This is a genomic window from Paracoccus sp. PAR01 (genome assembly GCF_014851995.1).
Taxonomy (GTDB): domain Bacteria; phylum Pseudomonadota; class Alphaproteobacteria; order Rhodobacterales; family Rhodobacteraceae; genus Paracoccus; species Paracoccus litorisediminis.
Map to the genome: position 1 here is coordinate 25843 of NZ_JACVAW010000025.1, position 15144 is coordinate 40986.

14 protein-coding genes and 1 tRNA gene are annotated in these 15144 nt (G+C 62.9%); 7 read left to right on the forward strand and 8 right to left on the reverse strand.

The window, feature by feature from the left end:
• Positions 1–39: 39 nt before the first annotated feature.
• The 4 genes from prfB to IB235_RS21910 all read right to left on the reverse strand — a co-directional run bounded on the left by prfB (position 40) and on the right by IB235_RS21910 (position 6248).
• The gene (prfB, locus tag IB235_RS21895; protein ID WP_155042237.1) at positions 40–1167 is read right to left on the reverse strand and encodes a peptide chain release factor 2; all 1128 of its coding nucleotides are present in this window, start codon (positions 1165–1167) and stop codon (positions 40–42) included.
• Positions 1168–1263: 96 nt separating this feature from the next.
• The gene (locus IB235_RS21900) at positions 1264–3813 is read right to left on the reverse strand and encodes a penicillin-binding protein 1A (protein WP_155042236.1); all 2550 of its coding nucleotides are present in this window, start codon (positions 3811–3813) and stop codon (positions 1264–1266) included.
• A 72-nt stretch (positions 3814–3885) separates the two neighbouring features.
• The gene (locus IB235_RS21905; protein WP_192338528.1) at positions 3886–5115 is read right to left on the reverse strand and encodes an N-acetylmuramoyl-L-alanine amidase; all 1230 of its coding nucleotides are present in this window, start codon (positions 5113–5115) and stop codon (positions 3886–3888) included.
• A complete protein-coding gene (locus IB235_RS21910) occupies positions 5112–6248 on the reverse strand; it encodes a pyridoxal phosphate-dependent aminotransferase (protein WP_192338529.1) in 1137 nt (378 codons plus the stop codon). Before IB235_RS21910 ends, IB235_RS21905 begins: the two co-directional genes overlap by 4 nt.
• A gap of 156 nt (positions 6249–6404) precedes the next feature.
• Between IB235_RS21910 and IB235_RS21915 the strand changes: the two genes are divergently transcribed.
• A complete protein-coding gene (locus IB235_RS21915) occupies positions 6405–7151 on the forward strand; it encodes a DsbA family protein (RefSeq protein ID WP_155042233.1) in 747 nt (248 codons plus the stop codon).
• An 82-nt stretch (positions 7152–7233) separates the two neighbouring features.
• On the opposite strand, the gene ispG is transcribed toward IB235_RS21915, so the two are convergent.
• From ispG to hemA, 3 genes are all read right to left on the reverse strand, one after another.
• Positions 7234–8361, reverse strand: coding sequence for a flavodoxin-dependent (E)-4-hydroxy-3-methylbut-2-enyl-diphosphate synthase (gene ispG / locus IB235_RS21920; RefSeq protein ID WP_192338530.1), 1128 nt, complete (start codon positions 8359–8361; stop codon positions 7234–7236).
• Between the two features lie 107 nt (positions 8362–8468).
• Complete coding sequence (locus IB235_RS21925; RefSeq protein ID WP_155042231.1) at positions 8469–9695, reverse strand: helix-turn-helix domain-containing protein; 1227 nt, start codon at positions 9693–9695, stop codon at positions 8469–8471.
• Positions 9696–9807: 112 nt separating this feature from the next.
• The gene (gene hemA / locus IB235_RS21930) at positions 9808–11037 is read right to left on the reverse strand and encodes a 5-aminolevulinate synthase (RefSeq protein ID WP_155042230.1); all 1230 of its coding nucleotides are present in this window, start codon (positions 11035–11037) and stop codon (positions 9808–9810) included.
• 167 nt (positions 11038–11204) lie between these two features.
• Between hemA and IB235_RS21935 the strand changes: the two genes are divergently transcribed.
• The 6 genes from IB235_RS21935 to IB235_RS21960 all read left to right on the forward strand — a co-directional run bounded on the left by IB235_RS21935 (position 11205) and on the right by IB235_RS21960 (position 15011).
• Positions 11205–12590, forward strand: coding sequence for a dipeptidase (locus IB235_RS21935; RefSeq protein WP_192338531.1), 1386 nt, complete (start codon positions 11205–11207; stop codon positions 12588–12590).
• Between the two features lie 213 nt (positions 12591–12803).
• The gene (locus IB235_RS21940) at positions 12804–13124 is read left to right on the forward strand and encodes a hypothetical protein (RefSeq protein WP_192338532.1); all 321 of its coding nucleotides are present in this window, start codon (positions 12804–12806) and stop codon (positions 13122–13124) included.
• Positions 13125–13273: 149 nt separating this feature from the next.
• The gene (locus IB235_RS21945) at positions 13274–14275 is read left to right on the forward strand and encodes a bile acid:sodium symporter family protein (RefSeq protein ID WP_192338537.1); all 1002 of its coding nucleotides are present in this window, start codon (positions 13274–13276) and stop codon (positions 14273–14275) included.
• Between the two features lie 125 nt (positions 14276–14400).
• Positions 14401–14475 (forward strand) — tRNA-Gln (locus IB235_RS21950).
• Positions 14476–14592: 117 nt separating this feature from the next.
• Positions 14593–14817 (forward strand): DUF6538 domain-containing protein, encoded by a 225-nt coding sequence (locus IB235_RS21955; protein WP_192338533.1) that lies wholly within the window; start codon positions 14593–14595, stop codon positions 14815–14817.
• Complete coding sequence (locus tag IB235_RS21960) at positions 14814–15011, forward strand: hypothetical protein (protein ID WP_192338534.1); 198 nt, start codon at positions 14814–14816, stop codon at positions 15009–15011. The genes IB235_RS21955 and IB235_RS21960 overlap by 4 nt, the downstream gene beginning before the upstream one ends.
• 37 nt (positions 15012–15048) lie before the next feature.
• On the opposite strand, the gene IB235_RS25960 is transcribed toward IB235_RS21960, so the two are convergent.
• On the reverse strand, positions 15049–15144 hold a 96-nt coding region (locus IB235_RS25960; protein ID WP_192337168.1), incomplete at its 5' end, for a transposase domain-containing protein.

Here is a 15144-nt window from a genome sequence, read left to right on the forward strand (position 1 = left end):
TTAAATACCCATGCTTGGCGCGCCACGGGCGCCAAGGTTTCAGTCTTCGGCGTTTGCTTCGGCCCGCGACTTACCGGCAACGTCCAGCGCCAGTGTCGCCGCCATGAAGGCGTCCAGATCGCCATCCAGCACGCCTTGCGTGTCCGAAGTTTCGTGCGAGGTGCGCAGGTCCTTCACCATCTGGTAGGGATGCAGGACGTAGGAACGGATCTGGTTGCCCCAGCCAGCATCGCCCTTGGCGGCGTGCTGGGCGTTGATCTCGGCGTTACGCTTGTCCAGTTCCATCTGGTACAGGCGCGCCTTCAGCGCGGCCATGGCGTTGGCCCTGTTCTGGTGCTGCGACTTCTCGGACGAAGTCACCACGATATTTGTCGGCAAGTGGGTGATCCGCACGGCCGAGTCGGTGGTGTTGACGTGCTGCCCGCCCGCACCCGACGAACGATAGGTATCGATGCGGATTTCGTTGTCCGGGATGACGATCTCGATATTGTCGTCAACCACCGGATAAACCCAGATCGAGCTGAAGGACGTGTGCCGCCGCGCCGCCGAATCGTAGGGCGAGATTCGCACCAGCCGGTGCACGCCCGATTCCGACTTCAGCCAGCCATAGGCATTGGGGCCAGTAATCTTGTAGGCGGCGGAACGGATGCCCGCTTCCTCGCCGGGCGTCTCGGACAGCAACTCGACCGTATAGCCCTTTTTCTCGGCCCAGCGGACATACATGCGCGCCAGCATGCTGGCCCAGTCGGCGCTTTCCGTGCCACCCGCACCCGCGTTGATCTCAAGGAAGGTGTCGTTGCCGTCGGCCTCGCCGTTCAGCAGCGCTTCCAGTTCTTTCTGCGCGGCCAACTCGGCCAGGGCTTTCAGCCCGGTTTCGGCGTCGGTGACGATCTCGGTGTCGCCCTCGGCCTCGCCCAGTTCGATCAGCTCGATATTGTCGGTCAGCTCGGTCTCGATGCGGCGATAGGTCTCGACCGCGTCGGACAGCTTCTGGCGGTCGCGCATCAGTTTTTGCGCACGGGCCGGGTCCGACCAGATGTCGCCCGCCTCGATCATGGCGTTCAACTCTTCAAGCCGATGCGGAGCGGTTTCCCAGTCCAGGCGCTGGCCGAGCAGTTTCAGCGATTTGCGGATCGCTTCGATGGTGGCTTGGGTCTCGGCGCGCATGGGCACTCTCTTTCGGGTCTCGAAGGGTCGGATCGGGCAAGACAGATAACGCGAGGGCGGGCCACTCGCAAGCGCCCGCCCCCGCAAAACCTGTCGTCAATATAGGCCGCCCGAGGACAAGGTGCCAAAATCGGCCTTCTTGGGAATGACCTTCTTCTTGCCGGTCGAGGTGGTGACCGCCTTGCCCTGATCGCGCGACTTGCTGTCGTGGTATAGCGGCAGGGTATTGGGATCGACGCGTTCGAAGCCGCCATCGACGATTGCCGCGCCAAGACCGCTGATGTCCTGACCGTCGCGGAAATATTCCGCAATCACATTGTCGCCCTTGGCATCGGGGCCAAGGATCGCGCCCGAGAAGCGGTCGATGTTCACGAAATGCCCACCCGGCGGCACGCGGAACTCGGTCCCGCCATACTCCTTGATGACTTCCTTCATGAACTCGTTGAACACCGGCACGCACAACGTGCCGCCATAGGCGCTGTCGCCCATCGAACGCGGCTGGTCATAGCCCAGATAGCAGCCCGCCACGATGTTCGAGGTGAAACCGATGAACCAGACATCCTTGGCGTCGTTGGTGGTCCCGGTCTTGCCGGCGACCGGAACCGGCAGCGCCACGCCACGGCCCGAGCCGCGCTTGACCACGCCTTCCATCATCGAGGTCAACTGATAGGCGGTGATCGCGTCCATCACCCGCTCGCGGTTGGTCGCGATTGCGGGCGCGGCCCCGGCGGGCAGGTTCGGCTGGGCGCAGGTCAGGCATTCGCGCTGGTCGTGACGATAGATGGTGCGGCCACGACGGTCCTGCACCCGGTCGACCAGCGTCGGCTCCACCCGCTCGCCGCCATTGGCGAACATCGCATAGGCCGCGACCATCTTGAACAGCGTCGTTTCCTGCGCGCCAAGGCTGTTGGCAAGGAACGGCGACAACCGGTCATAAACACCGAATTTCTCGGCATATTTGGCGACCGTGTTCATGCCGATATCCTGCGCGATCCGGATCGTCATCAGGTTTCGCGATTGCTCGATGCCGGTCCGCATCGGCGTCGGGCCGTAAAAGCGCCCGGTCGAGTTCTTGGGCGTCCACAGCCCTTCGGGCGTATTCACCGTGATCGGTTCGTCGACGATGATCGTCGCCGGGGTAAAGCCGCTGTCCAGCGCCGCCGCATAGACAAAGGGCTTGAAGCTGGAGCCGGGCTGGCGCTGCGCCTGCGTCGCGCGGTTGAAAACCGAGCTTTGATACGAGAACCCGCCCTGCATCGCCATGACGCGGCCGTTATTCACGTTCATCGCCATGAAACCACCTTCGATCTCGGGGATCTGGCGCAGGGTCCAGCGGATGAAGTCCCCGCTATTGTCATCGACCATGCGCCTGACCAGCACCACGTCGCCCACGTCCAGCAGGTCCGAGGCGACCTTGGCCTTGGCTCCAAGACGACCGTTCGCCTGACGCTTGCGCGCCCATTGCACGTCCTTGGCGGGAATGGTGGCAGTGCCCTCTTCGCCCTCGATGCCGATTTCGGCGTCGCTTTGGCCCAGAGACAGGACGACGGCGGGATACCAGTCCTCGATGTCGCGGGGTACTTTCGCGGCCTCCAGCGCCTCGCGCCAGCTTTCCTCCGAGCCCAGTTGCTCGGCCGGGATGGTGACGCGGGTGCCGCGCCAGACGCCACGGCCGCGATCGAAACGCTCCAACGCGCGCTGCAGCGCACGGGCGGCGATCTTTTGCAGGTCCGGTTCGATGGTGGCGCGGATGGCAAGGCCGCCGCCAAAGAACTCATCCTGACCGAATTCGCGCGACAATTGCCGGCGGATCTCGTCGGTGAAATAGCCGCGCGGCGGCAATTGCTTCTGGAACGAGGGGTAATCGCCGTTCTGCACCGATTTCAGCGGCAGCGCGGATTCCGATTTATAGGTCGCCTCGTCGATATAGCCGTTCTGCCACATCTCGCGCAGGACATAGTCGCGCCGTTCGGTCACGCGTTCCTTGGCCCGGACCGGGTGGTAGCGGCCCGGAGCCTGCGGCATCGAGGCAAGCGTCGCAGCCTCACTTGGGGTCAGGTGGGCCAGCGATTTGTTGAAATAGGTCTGGGCGGCAGCGGCGACACCGAAGCTGTTCTGCCCAAGGAAGATCTCGTTCAGATACAGCTCAAGGATCTGGTCCTTGGACAGGGTCTGCTCAAGCCGGGTGGCAAGGATCAGTTCCTTGATCTTGCGCTCGATGCTGCGGTCGGAACTCAGCAGGAAGTTCTTCATCACCTGCTGGGTGATGGTCGACGCACCGCGCACACTGCCACCGCGCGACTTCACCGCCTGCACCATCGCCCCGGCCATGCCGCGCGGGTCGAAGCCGTGATGGTGGTAGAAGTTCTTGTCCTCGGCGCTGATGAAGGCCTGCTTCACCAGATCGGGAATTTCGTCGATCGGCACGAAGATCCGGCGTTCCTCGGCGAATTCGTCGATCAGCATGCCTTCGCTGGAATAGACGCGGCTGATGGTCTTGGGTGAGTACTGCGCCAGCTGCTCATGGCTGGGCAGATCGCGCGAATACATCCACAGCACCCCGCCAATGGTCAGTGCGAGGAACAGAACCCCGGTCACGATCCACGCGAAGATCGCACCGAAAAACGAGAGAACGAAGCGGATCAACGGGAATATGCCTCTGGGGAGTTTCTTGTCATCTTAATCTCGGGGGGCGGCCGCGTCAAAGCAACACGGCCATTACTGTCGCGAAAGGCTCGTGCGGACGGCCTCGTCCTTCGCCCATTCGCCAATGGCCGAGGCGATGGACTGCGCGGTATGGCGTCGCCATTCGGGGTCGAAAAGATTCGCCCGGTCATTCTCATCGGTCAGAAAACCCAATTCTATCAAGACAGAAGGGATATCCGGCGACTTCAGGACCGAGAAGGCCGCGCCCTTGACCGGGTGGCGGTGCATGGTCACCCCCGAACGGTTCAGGGCCGACACCAGAAATCTTGCGAAAGCCTCGGATCGGGGCTGAGTTTCCTGCCGGGCAAGGTCCATAAGGGCATCCGCGACCGAGTCATCCGTCCCGGTCAGGTCCAACCCGGCCACAAGATCCGAGCGGTCGTGGTGCAGCGCCAGCTGTCGTGCGGCACGGTCATCCGAATCCTGATCCCAGAAATAGATCGACAGGCCCGCCGCAGCGCCCGCAGGCAGGGCATCGGCATGCAGCGAGATCAGCAGGTCGGCCTGCCCCCCGCGCGCCACGGTCATGCGCTGTTCAAGCGGCACGAAACTGTCGTCCTGACGGGTCGGGATCACCTCATAGCCCGCGCGCGTCAGCACTTCGGACAGTTCGCGGGCAAAGCCCAGCATCACCGCTGCCTCGCGGATGACGCCAACCTCGGCCCCCGGATCATGGCCGCCATGACCGGGATCAATGGCGATACGCAAGGGCTGGTCGGCAGCCCGGGCGGTCCGCCCCGACCCCACCCGCGCCGGCGTTGGCAGATCGCGCAGCGCCGACATGGCGTTGCCGCGCGGCTTGAATGCCGCCTGCTCGACCGGGGTGATGCGCAATGTCAGGTCCGCACCCCCGGCCCCATCCTGTCGCAAGGACTGGATCGCGGTCGCAAGCGCATAGGGCCCGGAAAGCTCCATCACCAGCCGCGACCAGCCGGGGCGAAAACGACCCCAGCGCAGGCCCGGAACCAGATCATGCCCGGCAAGGGCAGCGGGCTCGGTCGAGGAGAAATCGATCTCGCGGAAGTCGACGATCAGTCGGGGCGGCGCGTCAAGAAAATAGACCCGGTAAGGCACCGGATGGCTGATCGCCAGCCGCAACTCCAGCGGCCGCGGCTTGCCGCGATCCTTGCCCTCGGCAATCAGCGACGAGCGGTCAGGATCGATCCGCGCCAGCGCAGATTGCTCTTGCCCCCAAAGTGGAAGCGCCAGACAGATCAGCAGGATGGCGGCCAGCCATCTCATCTTGCCGCCATGAAGACCGCAAGGCGGTCCAGCCCTTCGGCGATGTCGGCGCTGGATCCGGCATAGCTGAAACGCAGGGTCTGCGCGCCGCGACGGGGGTCGAAGTCCAGCCCCGGCGTCACCGCAACACCGGCGCGCTCAAGAATCTCGGCGGCAAAGGCAAGGCTGTCATCGGTCAGGTCGGACACGTCCGCATAGATGTAGAAAGCGCCCTCGGGCGGCGCGATCCGCGCAAACCCGATCTGCGGTAGGCGTTCAAGCATCAAACGACGATTTTCCGCGTAGACAGCAAGGTTTGCATCGGCTTCCTCGACACAATCGAGGGCGGCCAACGCAGCGAACTGGCTGGCATGAGGCGGGCAGATGAACATGTTCTGCGCCAGCCGCTCAACCGTCCGGATATGGCTTTCGGGAACCACCATCCAGCCGACGCGCCAGCCGGTCATGCTGAAATATTTCGAGAAGCTGTTGATGACAAAGACATCATCCGTGACCTCAAGCGCGGAATGGAAGCCCGCGCCGTAATCCAGCCCGTGATAGATCTCATCCGAGATCACCGCCATGCCAATCTCGGCCGCGCGCCCGGTCAGCGCGGCCAGTTCGTCCTTGCGCAGCACCGTCCCCGAAGGATTGCCCGGCGAGGCAAGGATCAATCCCTGCGCGTCCGTGGGCAGATCCTGCGGGCGCGGCTGGTAGCGGTCCTCGATCCGGGTCTGGATACCGACCGGCTCCAGCGACATGGCGCGCAGGATCTGACGATAGCTGGGATAGCCGGGCTCGCCCAAGACAACACGGTCACCGGCATCGAAAAGCGCCGAAAAGGCAAGGATAAAGGCCCCGCTGGAGCCGGGCGTCACCACGATCCGCGCCGGATCAAGGTCGAGCCCATACCAGCGACGGTAAAGCCCCGCGATCCCCTTGCGCAACTCAGGCAGGCCAAGCGCGACGGTATAGCCCAACGGCTGGTCAAGCGCCGCCGCCAGCGCCTTGCGTGCACCCAAAGGGGCCGGAGTTGAGGGTTGGCCCACCTCCATATGGATGATGTGGCGGCCCGCGGCCTCGGCTCGGCGCGCAGCTTCCATCACATCCATGACGATAAAGGGATCGACCTGCCCCCGGCGCGAATTTCTCATGACGGCCTCGATGTTTTGGGCGGTATCACAACTTGGACGGGCGCGGTCAAGCGCAAGCGGTCAAGCCCGCGTGAAAGCCGGGTGGCTGTGGCGCATGGGTCCTTGCGCCCCTTGCCGCTTGAGGCCAAGCTGCGTGCCGAAATGAAAGGACACCGGATGAAAGCCATTCTGACCGCGGCGGCGCTGGCCGCAACTGCCCTGCCCGCCCTCGCCTTTGACCCGGCCAGCATGAACGAAGCCGAAAAAGCCGCTTTTGGCGAGGCGGTGCGCGATTACCTGATGGCGAACCCGAATGTCCTGGTCGAGGCGATCAACGTCCTTGAAGAACGTCGCGTCGCGGATGAGGCCAAGAACGATCAACTGCTGGTCGAAAATAACAAGGCCGCGATCTTTGAGGACGGCTATAGCTGGATTGGCGGCAATCCCGAGGGCGACATCACGCTGGTCGAGTTCATCGATTATCGCTGCGGCGTCTGCAAGAAGGTCCATCCCGAGCTGGAGAAGCTGATCGCGGCCGATGGCAATATCCGCTGGATCCTGAAGGAATTCCCGATCCTGACGCAGGAAAGCGACCTTGCCGCGCGCTTCGCGGTCGCCGTCCAGCAAGAGGCCGGCGCCGAGCCCTACAAAAAGGCGCATGACACGCTGATGGAAATGCGCGGTCCGGTCAATCTGGAGAGCCTGGGCAAGCTGGCCGACGATCTGGGCGTGGACCGAACCGCCGTCCTGAACCGGATGAACACCGAAGAAGTGTCGGCCGTGCTGCGCTCGAACCATCAATTGGCCGAACAGATGCGGATCATGGGCACGCCGACCTTCATCATCGAAGGCGAGATGCTGCGTGGCGTCCCGGCCGATGGGCTGGAGGGCGCTATCGCCCGTGCTCGCGCCGAAAAGTCGTAAGGCTGACGCCAGACAGGAAACAGCCGCGCCTGTGACGGGCGCGGCTGGGGTATTTGAGAAACGGTGAAACCGCAGTCTCGCGTTATTCTGCGGCTTGGGCGTTTTCCGCAGCGTCGATTTCAGAGGCGCGCTTTTCCACCAGTTCGACGATGTGGTTGACCATCTGGTCATTCGTCATCTTGTGGGCCTGCTTGCCAGCCAGATAGACCATGCCAGCCCCGGCCCCGCCGCCGGTGAAGCCGATATCGGTCATCAGCGCCTCGCCCGGACCGTTCACCACGCAACCGATGATCGAGAGGCTCATGGGCGTCTTGATATGCTCCAGGCGTTTTTCGAGGGTCTCGACGGTCTTGATCACATCAAAGCCCTGCCGGGCGCAGCTGGGGCAAGAGATGATCTGCACGCCGCGGGTGCGAAGGCCCAGAGATTTCAGGATCTCGAACCCGACTTTGACCTCTTCGACCGGATCGGCGGACAGGCTGACGCGGATCGTGTCGCCGATGCCCGACCACAGCAGGTTGCCAAGGCCGACAGCCGATTTGACCGTGCCGCCGACAAAGCCGCCCGCCTCGGTGATGCCAAGGTGGATCGGGGCATCCGTAGCATCCGCAAGCTGCTGGTAGGCCGCGGCGGCAAGGAAGACGTCCGAGGCCTTCACGCTGATCTTGAACTCGTGGAAATCGTTGTCCTGCAGGATCTTGATATGGTCGAGGCCGGATTCCACCATCGCGTCCGGGCAAGGCTCGCCATACTTCTCAAGCAGATGCTTTTCGAGGCTGCCGGCGTTCACGCCGATACGGATTGAGCAGCCATGGTCGCGGGCGGCCTTGATCACCTCGCGCACGCGCGCCGCATCGCCGATATTGCCCGGATTGATGCGCAGGCAGGCGGCGCCAGCCTCGGCTGCTTCGATGGCGCGCTTGTAGTGGAAATGGATGTCGGCAACGATCGGGACCGGACTTTCGCGGCAGATCTCGCGTAGGGCTTGGGTCGATGCCTGATCGGGGGTCGAGACGCGCACGATGTCAGCCCCGGCATCAGCCGAGCGGATGATCTGGTCCAGCGTCGCGCGCACGTCGCTGGTATCGGTATTCGTCATCGTCTGGACGCTGATCGGGGCATCGCCTCCGACCGGAACGCGGCCCACCATGATCTGGCGGGACTTGCGCCGGTCGATATTGCGCCAGGGACGGATCGGATTGAGCGACATGGCGGGAGCCTTCTGCAGCGCGGAAATCGGGTTGCGTCAGACATAGGACGATGCGCGCCGGTGGACAACCCGGCGCGTCGGTTTTGCAAGCCTGTCGGCCCTGTGGTTTACTCCTGAACCCCGGTTGCAGGCGCGACGGGCGCGGCCGAGGCTACAGCGATCATCGAGGCCAGTTCGGGATCTTTGGTCGGGTCGGCAACCGCATATTTCGCGGTCAGCGCCTCGGGGGAAAGTTCGACATTCTTGACGATCTTGGGACCGGGCGCTGCGGGGCCATAGGTCTGGCCATTCACCGCGAAATAGACCGCGCCGGAATTCCCGGTGCGCAGGATCGGCGGTGCTTCCAGTTTCGGCAGCGAGAAGCGCTCACCCGCGTCCATGGTCTTTTCCAGAAGCACGGTGCCATCAGCCGAGGTCACGCGCACCCAAGCCGGACGCGCAGCAAGCAATTCGACCGTCGGAACGTCAGGAGCCACGGTGCGAACGGCGGCCATTGCCGCAGGCATTTCGGGGCCGTACGGCAGCTCAATACCGGGTTGCGGCGCGGTTTCGGCAGCGGCAACGCGGGTTTCGGGCTGCATCGCCGGGGATTTCAGCCCCGGATCAATGGCCGAGATCGGCCCGTCGCGGGCGATCAGCACCGGAACCTCAAGCGCCTGCGGACGGTAGGTGCGGTCGATCCCTTCGGGCCGCGGCAGGTTGACCTGCGCCGAGTCGACGGTTTCGGGTTCGGCGGCATCCTGAACCGGATCAAGCGTCGCGATCACGCCCGGCGATTGCTCGCCCGGGGTCAGGTTGACCTTTTGCACTTCCTGCAGGACCGACCAGCCGCCATAGCCCAGCCCACAGGCCAGCAGCGCCATGACCAGAACCGAACCAATCGCGCGCGGCTCGATCGAGGACCACATGCTTTCGGGCTTGGGCAGGAAAATCGGATGCGGATTGGCCAGCGCCTCGGCCGGGTCCGAGGGGCGGCGCTGGGGCTTGGGCCCCGAAGCGGCAGCGGCCATGCCATGCGTCGGCTTGAAGCCGGATTCCTGACAGAAGCGGCGGAAGGTCCAATCCGCGTCCATACCCAGATAGCGCGCATAAGAACGCACATAGCCGGCAATGAAGCTGGGCGTATCAAAGGCCGAGATGTCGCAATTCTCAATCGCGGCAACGTAGGACGCACGGATGCGCAACTCGCGCTGAACATCCAGAAGCGACTTGCCCAACGTGGCGCGTTCGCCCCGCATCAGGTCGCCAAGTCGCACCTCGATCCCGTCAGTGCCCGGCGGAACATCCGCCTGTTCATCATGCTGCATTGGGGAACCCCCCCTCAGCCCGATCATTCCGCCTGCCCCATTATTATATGTGAACTACCGTTCCGAATCGGAAGGTTGCCACAGCTTCATTAATGCAAGGTTATCACGGGCGCGAGAGGTTATCACCCCCTTACAACCCTCAGGCGACGTTGGACGAACGGTTCAACTTACATTGCGACCAGAGGGCATCCATCGCCCGCACCAGCGCGTCAATTTCGCCCGTCGTATGCACAGGCGAGGGCGTGAAGCGCAGGCGCTCGGTCCCGCGGGGCACGGTGGGGAAGTTGATAGGCTGCACATAGATGCCGAAATCGGCCAGCAGCATGTCGGACAGTGCCTTGCAGTGAACCGGATGGCCGACATGGACGGGCACGATATGACTGCCGTGATCCATGATCGGCATGCCAAGGCCGCGCAGGCGCATTTTCAGGATGCGAGCATACAGTTGCTGCTTGTCGCGCAGCTCTTGCCCTTCGGCGGTCTTGAGCAGCGCAATCGAGGCCGCAGCCCCTGCGGCCACTGCCGGGGGCAGCGAGGTGGTGAAGATAAAGCCCGGCGCATAGGAGCGGATCGCGTCGACCATCTTGGCCGAGGCCGCGATATAGCCACCAAAGACGCCAAAGGCCTTGCCCAGCGTGCCGTTGAACATGTCGATACGATGAGCCAGACCGTCACGCTCGGCCACGCCGCCACCGCGGGGGCCATACATGCCGACGGCATGGACCTCATCCAGATAGGTCAGGGCGTTGAATTCGTCGGCCAGATCGCAGATCGCCTCGATCGGGCCGAAATCGCCATCCATCGAGTAGATCGATTCAAAGGCGATCAGCTTGGGCGCGTCGGGATCGTCCGCTGCCAGCAACTCGCGCAGATGGGCCACGTCATTGTGGCGGAAGATGCGCTTGGCGCCATCGAAACGCTTGATGCCCTCGATCATCGAGGCATGGTTCAGCGCGTCGGAATAGATGATCAGGCCGGGGAACAGCTTGCGCAGCGTCGACAGCGTCGCATCATTGGCGATGTAGGCGCTGGAGAAGACCAGAGCGGCTTCCTTGCCATGCAGGTCGGCAAGCTCGGCCTCAAGCTTCTTGTGATAGACCGTGGTGCCGGAAATGTTGCGCGTGCCGCCCGAACCTGCGCCGGTGGCGTCCAGCGCCTCATGCATGGCGGACAGGACGACAGGGTGCTGACCCATGCCCAGATAGTCATTGCCGCACCACACGGTGATTTCGCTTTGCGAGCCGTCAGGACGGGTCCAGATCGCACGGGGGAACGCGCCGTTGCGACGCTCGATATCGATGAAAGTCCGGTACCGTCCTTCTTCATGCAGCTTGTCGATTGCCTGATCGAGGGCGGCCGAATAGTCCATCGTGGTCCCTTGCCTTGCTTGAACTTGCTCGCTTGGGGGATCATGCATGATCCCGCGGGTGATAACTTGATACGTGTCAAGTTACAGGAAATATAGGGCCAAAATGTCGCATTACGACAATCGGACCAGTGATTTCCGCTGAGAAAATCAATCAAGAAAGGCGCATCATGCAGGACAACGCAAGAATCGAAGAAGTACTTTCAACGCTGGACAAGGGGCTGCCGCAGGCTCTGGACCGGCTGATGGAGTTCCTGCGCATTCCCTCGATCTCGACCGATCCGGCGCATAAGGGCGATGTGCGGCGGGCAGCGGAATGGCTGTGCGCCGAGCTGACCTCGCTGGGCTTCGACGCCTCGGTTCGCGACACGCCCGGCCACCCGATGGTGGTGGCGCATTCGCCCAAGGGCGACCGCCGCGCCCTGTTTTTCTATGGTCATTACGATGTCCAGCCGGTCGATCCGTTGACCCTGTGGGACCGTCCGCCCTTTGAGCCCGAGATCCAGGACACGCCCACCGGCAAGGTGATCCGGGCGCGTGGCGCCGCCGATGACAAGGGGCAGCTGATGACCTTTGTCGAGGCCTTCCGCGCGTGGAAGGAAGTGCATGGCAGCCTGCCCACCGATCTGGTCCTGCTGTTCGAGGGAGAGGAGGAATCCGGCTCGCCCAGCCTGCGTCCCTTCCTGCGCGAAAATGCCGCAGAGCTGCGGGCCGGAATCGCCATGATCTGCGATACCAGCATGTATGCCGATGGCCGCCCCGCCATCACCACCCAACTGCGCGGCCTTTATGGTGAAGAAATCACCGTCCGCGCCGCCGACCGCGACTTGCATTCCGGCAGCTTCGGCGGTCTGGCCGCCAATCCGATTCAGATCCTCGTCAACGCCCTGTCCGCGGTGAAGGACAGCAATGGCCGCATTACCCTGCCCGGCTTCTATGACGGCGTCGAAGAGCTTTCGAACGAGCTGCGCTCGGATTGGGAGGATCTGGGCTTTGACCCGGCCGAGTTCCTGTCGCGCGTCGGATTGAAGCACCCGATTGGCGAACAGGGCCGCACCGGGCTGGAAATGGTTTGGAACCAGCCCACGTTCGAGATCAACGGCATCACCGGCGGCTATACCGGCGAAGGCTTCAAGACTGTCCTGCCCGCCGAGGCCAGCGCCAAGGTCAGCTTCCGCCTGACCGGCGTGCAAGACCCCGAAGCGATCCGCGAGACATTCCGCGCCCATATCCGCGCCGCGCTGCCAGCGGACTGCACGGTCGAATTCCACGGCCACGGTGCCAGCCCCGCCAGCCGCATGGATATTTCAGACCCGGCTTTCGCCGCCGCCAAATCTGCCCTGTCTGATGAGTGGAACCGCGAAGCGGCCTTCATCGGTGCTGGTGGGTCGATCCCGATCGCGGGCGATTTCAAGGAGCTGCTGGGCATGGATTCCATGCTGATCGGCTTTGGCCGCGATGACGACCGCATTCACTCGCCGAACGAGAAATACGATCTGACCAGCTTTGCCAAAGGGGCGCGTAGCTGGGCACGCATTCTTGCAGCCCTGAACTGAGCATCGACCAGAAGGACGCGTCGTCGCAGGCGCGTCCTTTTTAATTGAATCAATCAGATACACATCACACCTGACAACACCGCTTATTTTTCCCGCAGGATGCCGCAGGGGCCGCAATTTCGGGGAACCTATCGGAACTGCGGATTTTTCCTTGCGCAAATTGGACAATTTGCAACCCTGTCCCTTCCACCACTCAGACAGGGAATCACCGTGATGAAATACGGATTCTTGGCGATCGGCCTGATCTCGATTTCGGCCTGCTCGAATGACCCGACCGATTACGAGACCGATCAGGTAAGCCTGACCACCCCGCAGGGCGAAGTCACCTGCCAGCTTTACCGTCGCGACATGGTCCTGTGGGACCGCGCCGTGACCCGGCCCGCAGGCATGACGGATGAGGCTGCCAATCAGGCCTGCCGCAAAGAGGGAACCCGCGAAAGGAACGCCGGCGGAACGGCAACCAGCGGCGCGACCACCGCGACCCAGACTGCAGCCGAAACCGCCGTCGAGGATGGTGCCCAGCCCCCGATCTGAGCGGCACGAACGCAGGAGGGCCGCTTGGTCGCGTGGCATTCGGGCGTCACATCGGCCATGCCCTGCCCGTCCTGCCGGGCGCAAACCTTGCACCCACCGCCAATCTGTTCAAGAAACCCGTGGGCAGTCAGGCAGGGAATGGGCAAGTCATGAAGTATCTCAAGCGCGTCGGGATCGACGGATACATGATCTTGCTGTTGCTGATGGTGCTTGTCGGGATCGCCCTGCCCGCCCGTGGGCTTGCTGCCGACATTCTTGGCCAGTTGACCTTCTGGGCGGTGTCGCTGCTGTTCTTCCTTTATGGGGCCAAGCTGGATCCTCGCGCAGTCCGCGCCGGGCTGCTGAACATCCGTCTGCAGACGCTGACCTTCCTTGCGACCTACGCGCTTTTCCCGATCCTGGGCGTGGCGCTGGCCTGGGCCTTTGGCTCGGCCCTGGGGCCGGAACTGACGCTGGGCCTGCTGTTTCTGGCCGTGCTGCCCTCGACGGTACAGTCCTCGATCGCCTTCACCTCAATCGCTGGAGGCAATATCCCCGCCGCAATCTGCGCGGCCTCGCTGTCAAACATCATTGGCGTGGTGCTGACACCCTTTCTGGTCGCGAAACTCCTGCACATGGACGGAGGCGGGGTCAGCCTGGATGCCATCCAGAAGATCGGCGTGCAGATCCTGCTGCCTTTCGTCGTCGGACAGCTTCTGCGCCCGCTGATCGGAGGCTTCGTCGCCCGCCACCGTCTGCTGACGATGATCGTCGACCGAGGCTCGATCCTGCTGATCGTCTATTCCGCCTTCAGCGCCGGAACGCGGGCCGGGCTATGGACCACGATCCCGGCCAGCGCCATGGTCGTCAGCCTGCTGGTCGTGCTGCTGTTCATGGCGCTGGCAATGGGCGTGATGACGGCGGCAGGCCGCACCTTCCGCCTGCCCGACCCCGATCAATCGGTGCTGTTCTTCTGCGGCTCGACAAAAAGCCTTGCCAGCGGCCTGCCCATCGCCTCGGCGATCTTCCCAGCGGCCACAGTCGGCGCGACCGTGCTGCCGGTGATGATGTATCACATGATTCAACTGCTGATCTGTTCGTTCCTCGCCCAGAAAAAGGCCCGCCAGAACGCACTTTCGACCGCCGCAACCCATCGGAGCGAGCCCCGCTAAGGCCCGGAGGCCAGCAATTGCTGGCCCTGACGCGCGTGTTTGATTCCGCTGTCAGAAACGGCATTTGATGTCGTTTTCTGTCTTGCAACTCCGCAGGCGCTTCTCTAGATACCCGCTCACAGAGTTGGGGCGTGGCCAAGTGGTAAGGCAACGGTTTTTGGTACCGTGTACCGTAGGTTCGAATCCTACCGCCCCAGCCAACTCAGCATAAGCAGTTGATCCGACGAAGTTTGACTGTTTTGGGCCAGAAGTGGCAGGCTATGTCCTCCATGACTATCCATCTCGTGATGACGCCCCAACCGTGAAGGGGCCAGCCTATGGGCATCGTCAACTTCGTCTTCCGTCGCGGCGCGATCTACACTTGGCGACGCCGGATCCCGGCGCGGATCCAATGCGATGCCGTGCATCTTCAGGTCAGTCTGGGCACGTCATGCCCCTCGACAGCCCGCAGGCTTGCGGGCATCGTGACGCATGCGCGTGAAGAGATTTTCAAACGAATAGAATTTAACGGAATGCGTCGCGCGTGTGGCTGGAACGGGTGATCCGCGACGAGTTGGAGCGTATCGAACGGCGTCACCGGGCGTTGACCGATAGCAAGGAAATGGGGTCGCGCGTCAAGAACGCCCATCAGGACAAGCTCATGGGCCATGCGCTACGCCTGCTTGCCCGTGACGGAGTTTACACTCTGCTGGAAGAAACGGGACGAGCTTCTCGCGGCAAGTATCTCCAAAACTGATCTCCCCCGTAAGCGTTCGCAGGTCATCACGGTCGTCTTAGCTTGACGGCTTGAAGCTCCATGGCAGCAGGTCGTCGAGGCGGCTTTGCGGATGACCGTTGGCGATGGCGGTGAGCGTGGCCTTAAGGTAGGC

Excerpts from the sequence above, each read along its gene's own strand:
- prfB (WP_155042237.1), bottom strand. The coding sequence starts at position 1,167 with ATGCGCGCCGAGACCCAAGCCACCATCGAAGCGATCCGCAAATCGCTG.
- IB235_RS21905 (WP_192338528.1), bottom strand. The coding sequence starts at position 5,115 with ATGAGATGGCTGGCCGCCATCCTGCTGATCTGTCTGGCGCTTCCACTT.
- IB235_RS21910 (WP_192338529.1), bottom strand. The coding sequence starts at position 6,248 with ATGAGAAATTCGCGCCGGGGGCAGGTCGATCCCTTTATCGTCATGGAT.
- IB235_RS21915 (WP_155042233.1), top strand. The coding sequence starts at position 6,405 with ATGAAAGCCATTCTGACCGCGGCGGCGCTGGCCGCAACTGCCCTGCCC.
- ispG (WP_192338530.1), bottom strand. The coding sequence starts at position 8,361 with ATGTCGCTCAATCCGATCCGTCCCTGGCGCAATATCGACCGGCGCAAG.
- IB235_RS21925 (WP_155042231.1), bottom strand. The coding sequence starts at position 9,695 with ATGATCGGGCTGAGGGGGGGTTCCCCAATGCAGCATGATGAACAGGCG.
- hemA (WP_155042230.1), bottom strand. The coding sequence starts at position 11,037 with ATGGACTATTCGGCCGCCCTCGATCAGGCAATCGACAAGCTGCATGAA.
- IB235_RS21935 (WP_192338531.1), top strand. The coding sequence starts at position 11,205 with ATGCAGGACAACGCAAGAATCGAAGAAGTACTTTCAACGCTGGACAAG.
- IB235_RS21940 (WP_192338532.1), top strand. The coding sequence starts at position 12,804 with ATGAAATACGGATTCTTGGCGATCGGCCTGATCTCGATTTCGGCCTGC.
- IB235_RS21945 (WP_192338537.1), top strand. The coding sequence starts at position 13,274 with ATGAAGTATCTCAAGCGCGTCGGGATCGACGGATACATGATCTTGCTG.
- IB235_RS21955 (WP_192338533.1), top strand. The coding sequence starts at position 14,593 with ATGGGCATCGTCAACTTCGTCTTCCGTCGCGGCGCGATCTACACTTGG.